Origin of the sequence: Psychrobacillus sp. FJAT-21963 (assembly GCF_001420585.1) — a bacterium.
Classification (GTDB): Bacteria; Bacillota; Bacilli; order Bacillales_A; family Planococcaceae; genus Psychrobacillus.
Window position 1 is genome coordinate 26,981 of record NZ_LJIY01000009.1, and the last position, 18,457, is coordinate 45,437.

Genomic DNA, 18,457 nt, shown 5'->3' on the forward strand with positions numbered 1-18,457 from the left:
GTCGTTGCTATTATTGTTCTGTTTGAATGTCTTCTTCTATATCTTCTTTTTCTTCTTCGAAAGGAGGTGTTTTGATAATCTCTAAATATTGAATATGATGTCCGTCAATATCTTTTATCATAAACTCAAAGCCCTGTTCAAATATTTTTTCGCCTTTAACGGCATCGAAGCTTTTTGACATAAACCATCCGCCAATTGTATCGATATCTTCCTCATCAATATCAATGCCAAGTAAATCATTGACATTTTCAATCAACATTTTAGCATCAACAATATAGTGGTTATCTCCGACCTTTTGAACTTCTGGAAGTTCATCTGTATCGAATTCATCACGGATGTCTCCGACAATCTCTTCGATTATATCTTCTATTGTAACAAGTCCAGAGGTACCACCGTATTCGTCCATTAAAATAGCCATGTGAATTCGTTCTCGCTGAATTTTAAGTAATAGATCCGCTATTGGCATCGTTTCAATAACACGAATAATTGGTTGCATATAATCACTAACTGGAGTTGTGGCATTTTCAGGGTTTTTAATATATGCAGTTAATAAATTTTTCATATTCACAAGTCCGATAATATGGTCTTTGTCACCATCTGTTACGGGATATCTTGTATATTGCTCTACTCCGATTAACTCAAAGACTTCTTTTAACGTTAAATCTTTATCAATGGAAATGATTTCTGTGCGAGGTACCATAATTTCTTTAGCGATACGGTCATCAAATTCAAAAATTTTGTTCACATATTTATATTCAGCTTGGTTAATTTCTCCGCCCTTAAAACTTTCGGAAAGAATCATACGAAGTTCTTCCTCTGAATGGGCAACTTCTGATTCAGAAACAGCATCTAAGCCAAATACTCGTGTAGCTAAGAATCGTGCTGAACCATTCATCCCGTGAATGACCGGGTACATAAGCTTGTCAAATATAAGTAGCGGTTTTGCAACTGCTAGTGTTATTGCTTCTGCTCTTTGAATGGCAAAAGTTTTTGGAGTTAATTCTCCAACTACTACATGTATATATGTTACAAGGGAGAATGCAATAACAAATGAAAGTAAAGAAGAAACACTTTCGGGAAGTTCAAAATAATCAAATGCCGGATGTAATATTGCCTCAATTGTCGGTTCTCCAAGCCAACCTAAACCTAATGCGGTTATCGTGATTCCGAGCTGACAGGCAGATAAATATTCATCCAAATTAGACACTATTTTTTTGGCATTTAACGCGCTCTTATTTCCTTCAGCAACGAGCTGATCAATTCTTGTCGATCTTACTTTTACTATTGCAAATTCACTTGCAACAAAAAATGCAGTGAATGCGATTAAGACAGCAAAAGCTGTCAATCGTATGGCTATGTCCAAATAATTACTTTGTCCCTAACCCAAATGAGGGGTAGAACAAAGTGTACACCTCCTGTTTTCTAAAAAATAGTTTATAGTTTTAATAATAAAATAATGTCATGTAAATTACAAATCTTTCTACTTAACAGATTAAGCCTATATCTTTTCACTCAAAGAAAATTTACATAAACTTATCATTAAAAGTGCTGAATTTATAAGATAATAATAGAAAGATAGAATGGGGGTTCTACATTGAAAAATACATATATCGAAATTTTGAAAGCATCTACAAAACTTGGATTAACATCATTTGGTGGACCTTCTGCACATATAGGATATTTTCGTGAAGAGTATGTTCAGAAAAGAAAATGGTTGGATGACAAATTATACGCTGACATTGTAGCGTTATGTCAATTTTTACCTGGTCCTGCATCTTCTCAAGTAGGAATATCTATAGGTTTACTTCGTGGAGGAATAGCTGGCGGTATTATTTCTTGGTTAGGATTTACTATGCCATCAGTTATTCTTCTAATGTTATTTGCTATGTTTGTTTCGGCTACAGGTTCTTTTGATAGTGGATGGATACATGGTTTGAAAATAGTGGCGGTAGCGGTAGTTGCTCATGCTCTTTTAGGAATGCAAAAGTCACTTGCCCCAGATCGTATAAGAATTTCTATTGCAGTAGCTTGTGCTATATTGACATTACTTATTCCAACCGCTATCGGTCAAATTTGTATAATCATTGCAGCAGGAGTTTTTGGATATATTTTATACAAAAATGAGGAAGTGGAGCATGCTCCAGAAATTTCACTTTCTTTTGGGAAAAGAATAGGATTCTTAAGTTGGACTATATTTTTTGTTTTATTGATTTTATTGCCATTATTAAAACCATTATTTAACTCTGTTTATTATTCTATGTTTGATGCTTATTATCGAGTTGGTTCCATCGTTTTTGGTGGAGGGCATGTTGTTTTACCAATGCTTCAAAGAGAAGTAGAGGTTTCACCAGATGTTTTCCTTGCTGGGTATGGTGCAGCTCAAGCTGTTCCGGGGCCACTATTTACATTAGCTGGTTATTTAGGGCAGGTAACTGCAGGGATTCCAGGTGCGCTGATAGCTGTCTTTGCAATGTTTTTACCTTCTTTTTTATTAGTTATTGGGACCTTACCCTTTTGGACAGTTATTCGTTCCAAAAGAGGTATACAAGCGGCATTAAAAGGAGTAAATGCCGCAGTAGTTGGGATCCTGCTTGCTGCATTATATAATCCTGTTTTTACTAGTGCAGTGAATAGTACGATGGATTTTGTTATCGTTCTTATTACTTTTACGTTGCTTTCTGTGTATAAATGGCCGCCAATTTACGTAGTATTATTTAGTGCAATTTTTGGAGCCGTTATGCATATAATTTAATTAGTCCCTTTTTTTAGAAAAGTGTTGACATTGGAAATTTTTATATGCTAATGTTAAGGGACACTAAATAAAAAAAGAGAAATGGAGGTATGAAAAATGATTCGTTTAATTGATATAAAAAACAACTTAATAATTTTTTCATGCCTACCATCGAACGATAAATGATTTTATAATAGACATTTTTTAGGTTTACTTTGTCTATTTAAAAGCACATTACCGTAATATGGGTAATGTGCTTTTTTGTGTTCATTTATTTCCATTTTTTAGTGAAAATGTAAGGAAGGAAGGGTTTGGATATGACTATTCAACGGACAAAACAAATTTTATTAAAGGAATCTCTAGAAGGTGGCTAGCTTGTTTTATTTAAGAGAGAGAAGAAATGAGGGGATTAAATAATGTTTTCGGTTTTATTTAAATTAAAGTGGTTTTTTAGTGATCATTGGAAGAGATATACAGTCGCTGTTAGCTTGCTCATAGTAGCAAGTGCATTTGAAGTAATACCTCCATGGTTGGTCGGAGAGGCAATAGACACCATTACAACAGGTAATATGACTCCTGACTTATTAACGATGTATGTGTTCTACTTTATCGGAATAATTATCATTGGATATGTGCTAAATTTTGTTTGGCAATATCAATTGTTTGGTGGCTCTATTACGATAGAGCGGATTTTAAGAACCAAATTAAATAGAAAATTTTTAAGTATGACACCAACATTTTATGAAAAAAATCGTACGGGTGATTTAATGGCTCGTGCAACAAATGATTTAAATGCGGTTGCAACTACAGCTGGTTTTGGAATTATGACATTGATCGATTCAACGATGTATATGGCAGCACTCATCCTAGCGATGGGGTTCATTATTTCATGGAAGCTTACATTTTTTGCAATATTACCGATTCCGATTTTAGCTTTTATCATGCAATATTTAGGGAAAATAATTCATGAAAAATATATGACTGCACAAGATGCATTTGGCGATTTAAATGACCGAGTTCTTGAATCTGTTGCTGGTGTTCGTGTTATTCGTGCATATGTCCAAGAAAGAGCAGACGAAAAGAAGTTTGCAGACATGAGTGAAGAAGTATACCAAAAAAATATGGTCGTTGAACGAATTGATGCACTATTTGGTCCAATTACAAAAGTAGGTACAGGTATCAGTTATGTAGTTGCTTTAGGTTACGGTGCATATCTCGTTTCACAAAATGAAATGACAGTTGGGAATTTAATCACATTTAACGTTTACTTAGGGATGGCAATATGGCCAATGTTTGCAATTGGAGAATTAATCAATGTTATGCAACGTGGGAATGCTTCCTTAGATCGTGTGCAAGAAACGCTGGACTATGAAGCTGATGTAAAAGATCCATTGATTCCTGTAAAAATATTTGATGTGAATTCCATTGGATTTGAAGATGTTGGTTTCCAATATCCAATGTCACAGGTGAAAAATCTTCAAAATATCCGAGTAAACCTTCAAAAAGGGCAAACACTTGGTATTGTCGGAAAAACAGGATCAGGAAAAACAACCTTTATGAAACAACTTTTAAAGGAATATCCTATTGGAGCTGGACAGATAACAATTGGAGATATAGCAATTTCTGAGCAAACAAAAGAACAAGTTCTAGAATGGATTGGATACGTTCCGCAGGATCATGTTCTATTCTCACGGACAATTCGTCAAAACATTCTTTTTGGTAAAGAAGATGCAACGGAAGAAGAGCTAGAAGAAGCAATTCGATTAGCGCATTTCCAACGTGATTTGATGAACTTGCCGATGGGTCTTGAAACATTGGTAGGAGAAAAGGGTGTCTCTTTATCGGGTGGTCAAAAACAACGGGTATCTATTGCAAGAGCACTTATTAAAAATCCAGAGATTTTACTATTAGATGATTCGCTTTCCGCAGTGGATGCGAAAACAGAAGCAAAAATTATTGAAAATATACAAAATGAACGTAGTGGGAAGACAACAATTATTACGACGCATCGATTGTCAGGTATTCAACATGCAGACCATATTATCGTTTTAGACGAAGGAATGGTTGTAGAAGAAGGTACTCATGAGGAACTTCTTCAGCAAAATGGTTGGTACAAAGAGCAATACGATCGTCAACAGCTTGAGGGGGTGTCGTCATGAGTACAGGGAAACGACTCTACCATTATGCGTTATTTTATAAAAAGCCAATTTTACTTGGTTTAATCTTTTTAACAATTGCAGTGTTTGCAGACTTAACCGGTCCATTCATCGCAAAGAAAATTATCGACGACCATATTACAGAAGGGGCTATTGATCTTCAGCCTATATTAATGCTATTAGCTGTATTCTTTGGTTTATCGATTGTAACAGCAGTTTTTAGATACTTTATGTTTATTAATCTTCAGATTGGGGCTAACCGTGTTGTACAAAAGCTGAGAAATGATGTATTTCAGCATATACAAACGTTACCAATACAGTATTTTGATAACTTGCCTGCTGGTAAGGTAGTTGCCCGTGTTACAAATGATACAGAAGCTATTCGTAATCTATATGTGCAGGTACTATCTCAGTTTGCAACAAGTATTATTTCAATCGCAGGTGTTTATGTAGCTTTATTTATCCTAAATGTAAAAATGGCTGCAATGGCGCTTTTTGTTGTACCAATCGTTTATGTATGGATGATCGGATATCGAAAATATGCTTCTAAATATAATCATATTGTTCGTACGAAGATTGCCGATTTGAATGCAATGCTGAACGAATCAATTCAAGGTATGTCCATTATTCAAGCTTTTAAACGAGAGAAGCAAATGGAACGTGAATTTGAAGAGATGAATGGAGAGCATTACCGCTATCAAAATAAATTGCTTACACTTGATTCGGCAACTTCATTTAACTTAGTTAGTGTTTTACGATCCTTAATGTTTATTATGTTTATTTGGTATTTTGGTAGCCAGTCCATGGAACCAAATACAATCATTTCAGCAGGTATGCTTTATGCATTTGTTGATTATACGACAAGACTATTTAATCCGATTACAGGAATTGTGAATCAATTTTCGCAATTGGAGAGATCTCTTGTTGCAGGTAATCGTGTGTTCCGTTTACTTGATGAATCAGGAGAAAAAGTGGAAGATCAACGTATGGAACGATATGAAGGAAATGTTGAGTTTCAAAATGTATCTTTTGCATATAAAGAGAAGGATTATGTATTAAAAAGTTTAAACTTTGTAGCCAATAAAGGGGAAACGGTAGCACTTGTTGGGCATACTGGATCAGGAAAAAGCTCGATTATGAACTTATTGTTCCGTTTCTATGATCCATCAAAAGGAAAGATTCTCATTGATGGTGTTGATATAACATCGTTACCAAGGCAAACAATACGAGATCATATGGGTATCGTTTTGCAGGATCCTTATTTATTTTCAGGAACAATCGAGTCAAACGTAAGCTTAAATGATCCTCGTATTTCCCGTAAGACAGTGGAGGCTGCATTGGAAGCAGTTGGGGGAGAGCGAGTATTAAAGAATCTTGAAAAAGGTTTAGATGAACCTGTAATTGAAAAGGGTAGTACACTATCCTCTGGACAAAGACAGCTAGTTTCATTCGCTCGAGCACTTGCTTTCGACCCTGCCATTCTAATATTGGATGAGGCAACTTCAAATATTGATACAGAAACGGAAGAAATAATACAGCATGCAATGGATGTATTGAAAAAAGGAAGAACAACTTTTATCATTGCACACCGACTTTCTACTATTAAGAATGCAGATCGAATTTTAGTATTAGATCGAGGTGAAATTGTAGAGAGTGGAACGCATGATGAGTTGCTACAGCTACAAGGACGCTATGAACAAATGTATAAATTACAAGCAGGAGTATCTCAGCACGTATAATACGTGCGGGGATATTCCCTTTTTTATGTATTGAAGTTTTCTATCGAAAATCGTATATTTAGTGAGACGAAATAAAAAGCAAGAGAGGTATCTTATGATCCTGTGGCTAAAAGATTGGAAAACAAAAATATCTTCATTCAATAGGAATATACGGTTATTCATGATGGCAAATATTCTTATACAAGTAGGTATGGGAGTTTTTTCTGTCATGTATAATTTATATTTAAAGGAGCTGGGATTTCCTGAAACCGTAAATGGTAAAGTGATTACGATGACTTCTCTTGCATCGGCAATCATGTTAATACCTGCTGGCTTTTTAAGCGATCGTTTTGGACGAAAATGGATGATTATTGTTGGTTCGATGGTGACAGTGTTAACATTATTTTATAGAAGCGTAATGGTGGAAGAACAATCGTTAATTTATGCCGCATTTTTAACTGGACTATTCATGGCGCTTGTCCAAGTTTCAGGTGTCCCTTTCTTAGCAGAAAACTCGAATGCTAGTGAACGTATGCATTTGTTTAGTATCCATTTCTCTTTAGTGACCATTGCAAGTGTCATTGGAAGTTTCGGTGGAGGTGTATTAGCTGATGCACTACACTTGTATGCTGCTATGCCTATTCAGGAATCGATAAAATGGGTTTTAATAGTAGGTACCATTGTATTCGCACTAGGCTTAATCCCTTTATTTAAATTAAAACCAATAGCAAGACAAGAAAATAAAACTGCTAAAACAAGTGAGAAGGAATTACCAAGTTCTTTCAAAAGAAATATTATAATCATTGTATTGTTTGGTTTTTCCAACTTGTTAATCGGTACAGGATCAGGTTTAGTTATTCCTTATTTGAACTTATACTTTGCTAACCGTTTTGATGCATCTAATTCATATATTGGTTTGATATTATCATTAGGCTCAGGAATGACGGCTATTGCAATGCTTATTGGCCCAGCACTTGTAAAAAGAGTAGGGCAGGTTCGTGCACTTGTAATTTTTCAATTACTATCAATCCCTTTTTTATTTATCACTGGTTATACCAATTCCTTGCTAGTAGCATCAATCGGATTTTTGCTACGTCAAGCACTTATGAATGCTGGAAATCCAATACAAAGTGCTATTGCAATGGATTTAGTTCATGATAAATATAAGGGGCTTGCCAATTCAGTAAACCAGATGGTATTCAATATTGGGTGGGCTAGCACTGGAGCTATCTCTACAGGATTGGTAATGACATATGGAGCATATTGGGGATATGCTTATACCTTCACAATAACAGGAGTTCTTTATATCATAGCTTCCACTTATTTTTATGTTTTATTTGGCCGGAAAAAAATTGGTACAATGTAAAACGAAGTGATTATCATAATCTATAAAACTATTACACGTGCCGAGTTTAAGATGAGAATGAAGTTAAGTAGAGGGAGAACCAATGAGATGTGTTTGATGAAAGACAACAGGAAAAGTGTTTATAGGATCTGTATTTGATTATTTAGAAGACAAATAAAATACTAAACTGCATGTGTTTTTTTTAACACATGCAGTTTTTATGTTGTTAATCGTAAACGTGAAACAGCATTAGCTCATGAATCATTTTTTTTATAGTTTCTTCATCAGCTGGTACGATTCCATTCCAATTGATTGTGCCATCCGGTTCGTATTCACCTGTATATCGTACTTGTTTATAGAAGAATGAGATAGACCAGCCCGGTAATTGCTTATTTTCATATAGTGGTTTAAAGCTAAAATGCTGTAACAAAATAATCATCCTTTCATGTGACATAATTTCCATGCATACACTAGTAGAAATGACTAGTGAAGGAGCATCTACTTGTTTATTGAAAAATTACAACTTGCGATTCAAAATGAATACGCAGATTACCATTTCTATAAAGATATGTATAAATTGACGAACGATCCATATTGGCAAGGGTTTATTCAACATGCTTATGAAGATGAAAAAAGCCACTATGAAATGTTTCAACAACTCTATTATATGCTGACAGGGACTTATGTTCAAAGTCTGAAAAAAAAGCCCCCTTGCTTAGACTTAAAAACTTGTGCAAAGAATGCGATTAAAGAGGAGTTAGAAGGAGCTGAAATGTATAAAGAAATGCTGCTCCAAATACCTGTTCAGCAAGCATATGCGCCACTATTTGTGGCGATGCATGATGAAACGGAGCATGCTATACGTTTTTCGACAATGTTCAACGCATTGTAATTCTTTTAGTGTTTGTCCTTCCTCTGCTATAATAAACTATATGCTAGAGGAAAAAGGTGAAATAGATGGATTTATTTTGGACGATTTTATTCATGGTAGCAGTCGGAGCAGCGATAGGGGCAGTAACAAATCACTTAGCTATTCAAATGCTTTTTCGACCACATGAGGCAAAATATATTGGATCTTGGCGAATCCCGTTCACACCTGGTTTAATTCCAAAGAGACGAGATGAACTTGCCAAACAACTAGGAAATACAGTAATCAATCACTTATTGACCCCCGATATTTTCAAAAGAAAATATTTTAATGAAGAAATGCAAGACAAGACTACGAAGCTAATTGTTCGACAATTAAATGAGAAAATTCTACTTTCTGATAAAACGATTGAAGATTGGTTAAAGCTAAGTGGCATTGAAAATATTGTAACGATAGCTAATACGAAAATAGATGAGCAAGTGGATATACAATTTAATCGTTTGAAAAGCCGTTTTGAAAAGGAGACGATTAGACAGTTAGCTCCGGAAGATTGGCAGTTTAAAGCAGATAGTAAAATAGGAGAAATTGTATCATACATCCTTTTTAAAGGAGAAGAATTTTTTCAATCTGAAGAAGGTAAACGAACTGTAAAAAATTTAATTGATGATTTCCTATCTACTAAAGGAACGCTTGGAAGCATGATTCAAATGTTTGTTGGTGAATCTTCCTCTCTTGCAGGAAAAGTGCAACCAGAAATATTAAAGTTTTTAAAAGCACCAGGTACCAAAAATATGTTAGAAAATATTGTTCGTAATGAGTGGGAAAAGCTTAAAGACCGACCAATTGTGGAAATAATGGACGGCTTTGATTTTGAACCAGTCGTAAAAAATGTAAAAAGTTATTTGAAGAAGGAACTAGCAATCGAAGAGCGTTTAAGTCATAGTTTAGTTCATTATTTCCCAGAGGCAACAGAATGGACGCAAACTACGCTTGTCCCAAAATTAACTTCCTTTGCATTCATGGAAGCGGAAGCTAAGCTAGAAGAAGTATTGCGTAAAATGAAATTAGAAGATATGGTAAAAGAGCAAGTCGATTCTTTCCCAGTAGCGCGTTTAGAGGAAATCGTTTTAGGTATATCGAAACGTGAGTTTAAAATGATTACAGTACTTGGTGGAGTCTTAGGTGGTCTTATAGGGATCATACAGGGACTAATCGTCTTTATTACAAGCTAAATAAAAGGAGCTAATAAAAATGGTCAATATTTATGATGATATTAATAAATTGGAAGCAACACTACGTAAAACCGATGAATTTGCTAAGGTAAAAGCAGCGGTGGAATCTGTTAAAGCAGATCCTGAGGCACTTGCATTATTCCAAAGCTTTCGTAAGATTCAACTTTCCCTTCAAGAAAAGCAAATGAAGGGAGAAGAAATTTCTGGTGAAGAGCTAGAATATGCACAAAAAACTGCACAGCTTGCTCAAGGAAATGAAAAAATCTTTCAAATGCTCCAAGCAGAAATGAGTTTAAGTCAGTTAATTGAAGAAGTAAACAGAGTTTTAATTAAACCAGTACAAGAATTATACGAAGGTATTTAATGCTAAGGATCTCCTAAAATAGGAGATCCTTTTTTAATTTAAAGACCATTATTAAGTCAACGTGGGATATAGTATTTTATATCTTAAATATATTTTAAACAACATAGAATACTAGAAACAATGATCCGCGCTTGCCGCAAGCTACGAAAGAGCCACCGTAGGATAAAAACTAGAAACACGGATGTGCACTTGCTGTACGCTATGCATGAGCCTCCGCAGGATGAGTCGCTCCTTCTTAACGCTTTTGCGGAGTGAGAGGCAAGGCGTCAATCCTGGAAACATTCGATGAAATAGAAACAATTCGATAAATAAGTAAATGAACATCCTGTATTCAGGATTGTTTATTAACAATCATATAATAGCATCTACTTACCTTATCAAGAGAGTACACTGGCATTTGCGCCTTCCCAGCCGCATGACGTGCCGTATGAGACAGATGGATGCGTCTAGCGCATACAGCGGCTCATGCGGACGTGCGGCCAGCGCGAATGCATATAGATAAGTAGACTCTATAACCTAAAGCCAAATTAATCAGCACTTTAAAGAGTAGATTATAAATCAATGCTAACGTATTTAGAATTACCAATTCTATATAAACGCATGTTAATAGAAAACCTATTATTTGTAATGGCTGACACCTTCATTCGCGCCTTCCCAGCCACATGACGTGCCGTATGAGACAGATGGATGCGTCTAGCGTATACAGCGGTTCATGCGGACGTGCGGCCAGCGCGAATGCATATAGATAAGTAGTATTCCCTGGAAACTAAAGCCTAATTTATTTGCTCTTTTAAGACTACGATATACGCTTGCCACAAGATACACATGAGTCTAGGCAGGAGCAATAACTGTCCCTGATGTTTAAACACATAAAAATGAAGTTTAACAGAGCTGAAAATAATAGAAGGAATAATTTATTAGATGTCGAATTATTAATAAATGAATAACCATTCACTTATAAAGGGGAATTGCTATGTATAAGACTTTATTGTTAGAAAAAGAAGGAAGAATTGCTACGCTAACATTAAATAGACCACAAGCCATGAATTCAATGGATGATGTGATGATGAAAGAGCTAGCGGAATGTTTAGAGTCTCTTAAAGAAGATCGCTCCGTACAAGTGTTGATTATTAAAGGAGAGGGGCGTGCTTTTTCTGCTGGAGGAGACATTAAGGCAATGCTGGATACAGAGAATCCTTTTAATATTGAAGAAGTCATGGTGTATCTTGGGCGACTCGCAAAAACATTATATACATTACCCCAAATTACAATTGCCTCTGTTCACGGTGCCGCAGCAGGTTTAGGCTTCAGTATGGTACTGGGCTGCGATATTATTATCGCGGAAGAAAATAGTAAGCTCGCTATGAACTTTATAGGCATAGGGCTAATACCAGATGGAGGCGGGCATTTCTTCTTAAAAGAAAGAGTGGGAATCCCAAAGGCGAAACAACTTATGTGGAGTGGGCAACTGTTTTCAGGAAAGGAAGCGCAAAAAATCGGCATAGTGGATGAAGTGGCTTCTGATGGTTTAGGTTATACAACAGCAAATTCCTATGCACAGAAACTTCTCCAGTCGCCAATAGCGGCTATGATTGCTTCCAAAGAAATATTACACGCTACAAAAGTAGATGAACTAGCAGCAGTAGTAGAAAAAGAAGCTATAGCTCAGACTGCTTTGCGTAAAACGGCTGACCATCTAGAAGGCATTCAAGCTTTTGTTGAAAAACGCAAGCCTACTTTCAAAGGGGAATAAAAGAATGGAAGTAAAAATAGAGGTTGTTAAATCATGGGCACATACTTTTCATGAGGATGAAGCCTGACTAACCTCGATAACCTAAAAATTGCAGAAGCTTCAATGGGTATAAAAAAAGGACATAACCCCTTTGGGGGTTATGTCCTTTTTAAATTACACGTGAAATAAAACAAGTTTTCCAGCGTTGTTCACTAAACGATGAGTCGTTTTAGTAAAGCCTTTTTCTTCAATAAATTGCTCGCCTTTTTTCTTCGCGTCTTCGTCGTTATCGAAATTCCATGTTTCTTCTACAATAAGCTTTCCTGTTGGTTCAAATGCAGTAAATTTATATGTTTTCAAGAATCAACACCCCTTTGTTCTTCTTATACCTAATATTATACAACAAAAACATTAAAAGAAAAATGTAAAGTTAGCTTGACAAATGAAAGAGAAGTAAAGTACACTTTACGTAAAGTTAGCTTTACAATAAAGGTAGGAGTACACATGGAAAATTTAGTTAGAGATAAACGAATGGCATTAGGTATGACACAGGATGAACTATCGGAAATGCTTAATGTTTCCAGACAAACAATTATTTCGTTAGAAAAGGGAAGATATAATCCATCCATCACATTAGCTTTTAAGATTTCAAAATTGTTCAATTGTACGATCGAAGACATATTTATTTATGAGGAGGAAGATTAGTATGTATGAGAAGTTTGATTTAGTGTCATTTATGTTAGGTTTGCCTCTTGCAATTGTAGTAATGGCTATTGTTTTATTAATCAATAGAAAAATAGGTAAGAAAAAACGGTGGTTCGATGAAAGATATACGAGAATACATGAAAAGGCAAGATCCATTTCTTGGATGACAACTACTGTTGTTATATTAATCGTATGGATGATTATCCTGACTATTGAAGGTCCAGGTCTTTACTTTTTCTTAATGACTGCTATTTGGGTAATTCATATGACTTCTTACTTAATAGGTGCTGTAATAGCTAGTAAGGATAACTAAAAATCGGAGGGGTTTTTTTATGAAAAAAAATACTAAATTTGCTCTACTCGTTTCCTTATTTGTACTAATCGGAATCCCTCTATTTTTTCTTTTAATCTCACTACTAACAAATGAACGGAATTATTTTTTATATAGTATTTTTCCTTCCTTTGCAGCTGGATTTACCGGACTAATAATCAGTGTTCAACAAATAAAAAAAGAACGAAAAAGTTTGTAAACTTTTATTAAAGATTGTACACATTTCACTGTATACAATCTTTTCTTTATGATAAAATAAGAACAAATATTCGATTTTGTGAGGTGTGGTAAATGACTGGAGTTCGTTTTCTACATATAGCTGATTTACACTTAGATAGTCCATTTAAAGGGCTTACCTCTATACCGCAAAATAAATTGCAGGATATACGTGAAAGTACATTTAAAGCTTTTACAAATATTATTAATTATGCAAAAGCAAGTAAGCCTGATTTTATTTTAATTGTTGGTGATATTTATGATGGAGAAAATAGAAGTTTACGTGCTCAGCATCTATTTCAAAAAGGGATGGAAGAGCTTTCTTCTGTAGGTATCCCTGTTTTTATTTGCTATGGAAACCATGATCATTTGAGTGGCAATTGGGTGAGATTCCAACTACCTGACAATGTAGACGTGTTTGGGGAAGAAGTAGACACAAAAACACTTGAAGTGGAAGGTAATAAAGTCCATATATCAGGATTTAGTTATAAGGAGAGGCATATTCGTGATGCCATGCATGTCCATTATCCAATAGCGAATGGATTAGATTTCCACATTGGAATGCTACATGGAAGTATCGAAGGAAACGAAGAACATGATGTATATGCGCCTTTTCGACAAGCGGATTTAATAAGTAAAGGATATGATTATTGGGCACTTGGTCATATTCACAAGCGGCAAATTTTATCTGATGACCCTCCTATCGTCTACCCTGGTAATACACAAAGTAGACACCGAAACGAAAAGGGTTTGAAAGGATTCTATGAGGTTTCCTTAACAAAAGGACAAGCTAACCTTCAATTTATCCATTCTTCTGCATTTATTTATGACGAGGTAGCAGTGTCTTGTGATGGAATAATTCATGCAAATGAATTGATTGCCCGCATAGAAGTAACCCTTCGTGATTATATAGAATCAAATGGAAGTGCAATTGTTGATGTAATGTTAACTGATATTACGGAAGATACGGAAGAACTTTTACAATCTTCTACAAATGAAGAATGGCTCCAAATAATACAAGAAAGTATACTTGGAGAGGAAAATTTTATCGTTGTTCAAAAGCTCCGAATACAAATGCCTAAGGAGATATGGAGTGAATCCTCTGCTATTGTTCAGTCAATAGAACAATGGAACAATGCCGACTGGAAATATGCATTAAAGGAATTATATCAGCACCCAAAAGGTAGTAGATATCTGGAGACAATTAGTTCAGAGTTTGTGAAGGAAACGATAAATGAAGTTGAACAGCTGCTTTCAAACGTTTTAGCAAAGAGGAGTGAATAACGATGAAAATTGAAAAACTCCATATTTATGGCTTTGGAAAGCACGAAAATGTACAAATAAACTTTCAATCTGGATTAAACGTACTATATGGTGAAAATGAAGCTGGAAAATCGTCCATTCAGCAATTCATTTTGCATATACTTTTTGGCTTTCCACAAAAAAATGCACAACTATTAAGATATGAACCGAAAAGTGGCGCAATGTATGGTGGAAAGATTCAATTTTACGATGAACAAAAGGGACGTGTGGTAATTGAAAGGATTAAAGGAAAAGCAAGCGGTGACGTCATAGTTTACTTTGAGAATGGAGATCGTGGAGGAGAAAAAGAATTAGCATCCCTCTTACATTCATATAATCGTTCTGATTTTGAGGCGATTTTTTCATTTTCACTTCTTCAATTACAGGGCTTTGAAAAATTGACTGAAGAAGAGTTAACCCGAACTTTGCTTGCTTCCGGAACGACTGGTATGGACACATTATCAAAGGTGGAAGCTCAATTTGTCAAAGAAATGGGTGAGTTATTTAAACCAAGTGGCAAAAAACCTCTCATAAATCAAAAAATAGATGAACTACGTGTATTAGAAGAAGAGTGGAAGCTATATCTAGAAAAAGTAAATGAGTACGAGCCATCTATTAATCGTTTGAGGGAAATAGACTCCCTTCTAGTCCAATCATCTGAACAAGAAAAACAAGCCCAATCGCAATTACAACTTTATATGCAATGGAAGCAATTAAAACCATTAAAAGAAAAGCAGTTGGAGCTTGAAGAATCTTTTGAAAAAGTCAAAGATCAGATTTTTCCTGCAGATGGTATTAGACGATATGAAATGATAAAAGACAAAAGAATGAGCCTTAATATTGCGAATGAACAGTTAAGAGACAATCTCAAAGAGTTAAAGAATAATAATGAAATATTGTCAGTAGAAGAATTGGAAAGATTGAAATCCTTCTTAGCATACGAAACAGAATGGCATCAGCTCAAAGCAAAACGAATACAAATAGAAGAAGAACAAACGAAAACTTTACAAAATCAAATGCAGCAACTATCTCTTGTTGGAATAGATTGGGAGAAGAACTTAAGCAACATTACAGAAGCAGATGTATCTATTCAACAAGAGGAAAAGCTAATAACTCTTTTAAAAGAACGAGAAAAGTTAGAAAGTGAACTGCTTCAGGAAAAACGTATTTTACAAATGAAAAAGGAAGATCTTCACCATCAGAAAACACGTATTTCAGAAGTGAGGCATACTAAAAAAGAGGAAAGTAAAGCAGATGGAATTAGCTTAACACTTAGCGGTGCCATCCTTCTTTTGGGAATTATTTTTAGTTTTGTCCTATCCAATTGGATGTTTGGATTAGCTTCACTAATAGTCAGTGTCATTGTTTTTGTTGGTTTTAATTATTTGAAAAAAATGATGACTCAAACAGAAGATGTACAAACATATGAAAAACTATTATTAAAAGAAGAGGACGCTCTATTTCAGCAAATTAATCAGCTGGAGAATAAAATAAATGATTTAGAGCAACGTGAGCATTCTATTAATCAGCATGTACAATTATTTCTAAATAATTATTATTTTAATAACCAACTTTCACCGAGTTTATTAAAAGAGCTATTTAATAGATTACGTTTAATTCAAGAGCAACAAATCCACCTCGATCAAATGGAAATAAAATTAAATGAAATAAACATAAGAATGAAAGAACTATTGGAGCAATCCAAAATAGTAGCAGATATTTTCTTAATTGATGACATGTTATTCCATCAGCTTCGTGAGCACTATCTTTCAGAGAAAAAGAAATTTGAAGAAAATGAATCTATTCGAGATAAAATAAATGAGATTGTAACTAAGCAAAAAGAAAATACTTCATTGCTTGATGTGTATGCAGAAAGCATTCAAACGCTATTTCAAGAAGCAAATGCAAAGTCCGAAAGTGATTTTTATGAGGCTCATCGATTATTTGAACAAAAAGTATTTTTAGAAAAAGAATTACATCAGTTACAAATGCAATTAGGGAATCTAGAAATAGACATAGATGACTTTGAAGAAGAGTTTGAACGGGAAACCAAGGAACAATTAACTGATATCCAGAAGAATCGTAATGAATTGATTCAAGAGAGAGCATCTTTAGATTATAAGACTAACATACTGCTCCACGATGAAAAGCAAAGTGATATGTTACAAAAACTAGAACAAAAAAAAGCAGAGCTGCAAGAATATGTGAAGCAATGGGCAGCATTAAAAGCTGTTGTTGTAGCTATAAAACAAATGATGGTGCAACTAAAAGAGGAACGTCTACCCGAAGTGCTAGACTTGGCTCAAAGCTATTTTCAAAGGCTTACTAGTCAATCATACGAACAATTGATATTAACACCAGAAGGAATCTTTGAGGCTGTGAAATATAACGGACAGCGTTTTATAATTGCAGAACTAAGTCAAGCAACAAAAGAGCAGGCGTATATCTCACTACGTATTGCATTAGCTATATCATTAAAAACGAAAGCACCTTTTCCTATTATTATGGATGATCCTTTTGTACATTTCGATCGTTTCCGATTACAACAAGTGGTACAATTAATGGAGGAGCTACAAAAAGAGCATCAACTACTGTATTTTACATGTCATGAAAATATGCAATATGTCTGGAAGGATGTAAATGTCATACGAGTAGCGACATTATTAGCTGGAAGTGGAGGGATTGTGAAATGAAAGGTATTACACAATTACGAGTAGGGGATCCAGTAGATCATTTCTTACTAATCAAACAATCGACAAAAGGAATTACAACTGTTGGGAAACCATTTATGTCGCTTTTATTGCAAGATAAAAGTGGCGATATAGAAGCTAAATTATGGGATACAAACGAAGAGCATGAAAAGCTATTTGCAGCAAGTCAAATAGTTCGTGTCGGTGGTGAAATACAAGATTACCGTGGGAAATTTCAACTTCGTGTAAAAAGTATTCGACCTGCAAAAGCAGATGAACCGATTACAATAAATGATTTGGTTCCATCTGCTGCAAAATCTAAAGAAGAATTGATGGAAGAGCTCATGCAATTTTTCTTTGAGATGAAAAATCCGTTAATACAGAGAATTACTCGACATTTATTAAAAAAGCATCAAAATGAGTTTATGACGTTTCCAGCAGCTACAAAAAATCATCATGATTATGCATCTGGTTTGATTGATCATGTCGTATCCATGTTGAAGCTAGGAAAAGCTTTATGTGATCTTTATCCAACACTTAACAAAGACTTGCTATTCGCAGGAATTATTTTGCACGATATAGGAAAGGTACTAGAGCTGTCTGGACCTGTAGCAACTACGTATACAATTGAAGGTAATTTACTTGGTCACATTACTATTATGGTGAACGAGATATCGAAGGCCGCAGAAGAGCTTCAAATTGAAGGAGAAGAGGTAATGCTCCTTCAACATATGGTACTAAGTCATCATGGTAAAGAAGAATGGGGAAGCCCAAAACGTCCAATGGTTCGCGAAGCCGAAATCTTGCATTATATTGACAATATTGATGCGAAGATGAACATGTTAAATCGGGCTTTAGATAAAACGAATCCAGGTGAATTTACAGAGCGCTTATTCCCACTTGAAAACCGTTCGTTCTATAAACCTACATTTGAATAATAAAAAAACGTAAAAGCTTTATGCTTTTACGTTTTTTTCTGATCAGATGAGAAAAAAGGGGAGAGTGACTCAGTCACTTTCCCCTTTTCAATAATATTCTAGATAATAGTGTAGACGAGGTTTAGTCCA

The 18,457-nt window shown here is 35.0% G+C and carries 17 protein-coding genes; 14 read left to right on the forward strand and 3 right to left on the reverse strand.

What is annotated here, in order from left to right; all coding sequences use genetic code 11:
* Window positions 1-10: 10 nt before the first annotated feature.
* Complete coding sequence (locus AN959_RS16720; protein WP_231687510.1) at window positions 11-1,363, reverse strand: hemolysin family protein; 1,353 nt, start codon at window positions 1,361-1,363, stop codon at window positions 11-13.
* A gap of 231 nt (window positions 1,364-1,594) precedes the next feature.
* On the opposite strand from AN959_RS16720, the gene chrA reads away from it, so the two are divergent.
* The 4 genes from chrA to AN959_RS16740 all read left to right on the forward strand — a co-directional run bounded on the left by chrA (window position 1,595) and on the right by AN959_RS16740 (window position 7,971).
* Window positions 1,595-2,752 (forward strand): chromate efflux transporter, encoded by a 1,158-nt coding sequence (gene chrA, locus AN959_RS16725; protein ID WP_056832425.1) that lies wholly within the window; start codon window positions 1,595-1,597, stop codon window positions 2,750-2,752.
* Between the two features lie 395 nt (window positions 2,753-3,147).
* On the forward strand, window positions 3,148-4,890 hold the full coding sequence (locus AN959_RS16730; RefSeq protein WP_056832427.1) for an ABC transporter ATP-binding protein: 1,743 nt from the start codon (window positions 3,148-3,150) through the stop codon (window positions 4,888-4,890).
* Complete coding sequence (locus AN959_RS16735; RefSeq protein ID WP_056832429.1) at window positions 4,887-6,626, forward strand: ABC transporter ATP-binding protein; 1,740 nt, start codon at window positions 4,887-4,889, stop codon at window positions 6,624-6,626. The genes AN959_RS16730 and AN959_RS16735 overlap by 4 nt, the downstream gene beginning before the upstream one ends.
* Before the next feature lie 94 nt (window positions 6,627-6,720).
* Entirely contained in the window at window positions 6,721-7,971 is a 1,251-nt protein-coding gene (locus AN959_RS16740; RefSeq protein ID WP_156350822.1) for an MFS transporter, read from the forward strand.
* A gap of 205 nt (window positions 7,972-8,176) precedes the next feature.
* Here the strand turns inward: AN959_RS16740 and AN959_RS16745 are convergent, their stop codons facing one another.
* Window positions 8,177-8,380 (reverse strand): YheE family protein, encoded by a 204-nt coding sequence (locus AN959_RS16745; RefSeq protein ID WP_053588321.1) that lies wholly within the window; start codon window positions 8,378-8,380, stop codon window positions 8,177-8,179.
* A gap of 72 nt (window positions 8,381-8,452) precedes the next feature.
* Between AN959_RS16745 and AN959_RS16750 the strand changes: the two genes are divergently transcribed.
* From AN959_RS16750 to AN959_RS16765, 4 genes are all read left to right on the forward strand, one after another.
* The gene (locus tag AN959_RS16750; protein ID WP_056832430.1) at window positions 8,453-8,842 is read left to right on the forward strand and encodes a ferritin-like domain-containing protein; all 390 of its coding nucleotides are present in this window, start codon (window positions 8,453-8,455) and stop codon (window positions 8,840-8,842) included.
* 65 nt (window positions 8,843-8,907) lie between these two features.
* The gene (locus AN959_RS16755; protein ID WP_056832431.1) at window positions 8,908-10,050 is read left to right on the forward strand and encodes a DUF445 domain-containing protein; all 1,143 of its coding nucleotides are present in this window, start codon (window positions 8,908-8,910) and stop codon (window positions 10,048-10,050) included.
* A 19-nt stretch (window positions 10,051-10,069) separates the two neighbouring features.
* A complete protein-coding gene (locus AN959_RS16760) occupies window positions 10,070-10,414 on the forward strand; it encodes a YlbF family regulator (protein ID WP_053588324.1) in 345 nt (114 codons plus the stop codon).
* Window positions 10,415-11,387: 973 nt separating this feature from the next.
* On the forward strand, window positions 11,388-12,167 hold the full coding sequence (locus AN959_RS16765; RefSeq protein ID WP_056832432.1) for an enoyl-CoA hydratase: 780 nt from the start codon (window positions 11,388-11,390) through the stop codon (window positions 12,165-12,167).
* A 153-nt stretch (window positions 12,168-12,320) separates the two neighbouring features.
* Here the strand turns inward: AN959_RS16765 and AN959_RS16770 are convergent, their stop codons facing one another.
* The gene (locus tag AN959_RS16770; RefSeq protein WP_053588328.1) at window positions 12,321-12,506 is read right to left on the reverse strand and encodes a YhzD family protein; all 186 of its coding nucleotides are present in this window, start codon (window positions 12,504-12,506) and stop codon (window positions 12,321-12,323) included.
* 144 nt (window positions 12,507-12,650) lie between these two features.
* Between AN959_RS16770 and AN959_RS16775 the strand changes: the two genes are divergently transcribed.
* From AN959_RS16775 to yhaM, 6 genes are all read left to right on the forward strand, one after another.
* On the forward strand, window positions 12,651-12,851 hold the full coding sequence (locus AN959_RS16775) for a helix-turn-helix transcriptional regulator (protein ID WP_056832433.1): 201 nt from the start codon (window positions 12,651-12,653) through the stop codon (window positions 12,849-12,851).
* A 1-nt stretch (window position 12,852) separates the two neighbouring features.
* Entirely contained in the window at window positions 12,853-13,164 is a 312-nt protein-coding gene (locus AN959_RS16780; RefSeq protein ID WP_056832434.1) for a hypothetical protein, read from the forward strand.
* A 19-nt stretch (window positions 13,165-13,183) separates the two neighbouring features.
* Complete coding sequence (locus AN959_RS16785; RefSeq protein WP_053588331.1) at window positions 13,184-13,381, forward strand: hypothetical protein; 198 nt, start codon at window positions 13,184-13,186, stop codon at window positions 13,379-13,381.
* Window positions 13,382-13,473: 92 nt separating this feature from the next.
* Entirely contained in the window at window positions 13,474-14,682 is a 1,209-nt protein-coding gene (locus AN959_RS16790) for a DNA repair exonuclease (RefSeq protein WP_056832435.1), read from the forward strand.
* Between the two features lie 2 nt (window positions 14,683-14,684).
* Window positions 14,685-17,393 (forward strand): AAA family ATPase, encoded by a 2,709-nt coding sequence (locus AN959_RS16795; RefSeq protein WP_056832437.1) that lies wholly within the window; start codon window positions 14,685-14,687, stop codon window positions 17,391-17,393.
* Complete coding sequence (gene yhaM / locus AN959_RS16800) at window positions 17,390-18,328, forward strand: 3'-5' exoribonuclease YhaM (protein WP_053588334.1); 939 nt, start codon at window positions 17,390-17,392, stop codon at window positions 18,326-18,328. The genes AN959_RS16795 and yhaM overlap by 4 nt, the downstream gene beginning before the upstream one ends.
* Window positions 18,329-18,457 lie beyond the last annotated feature (129 nt).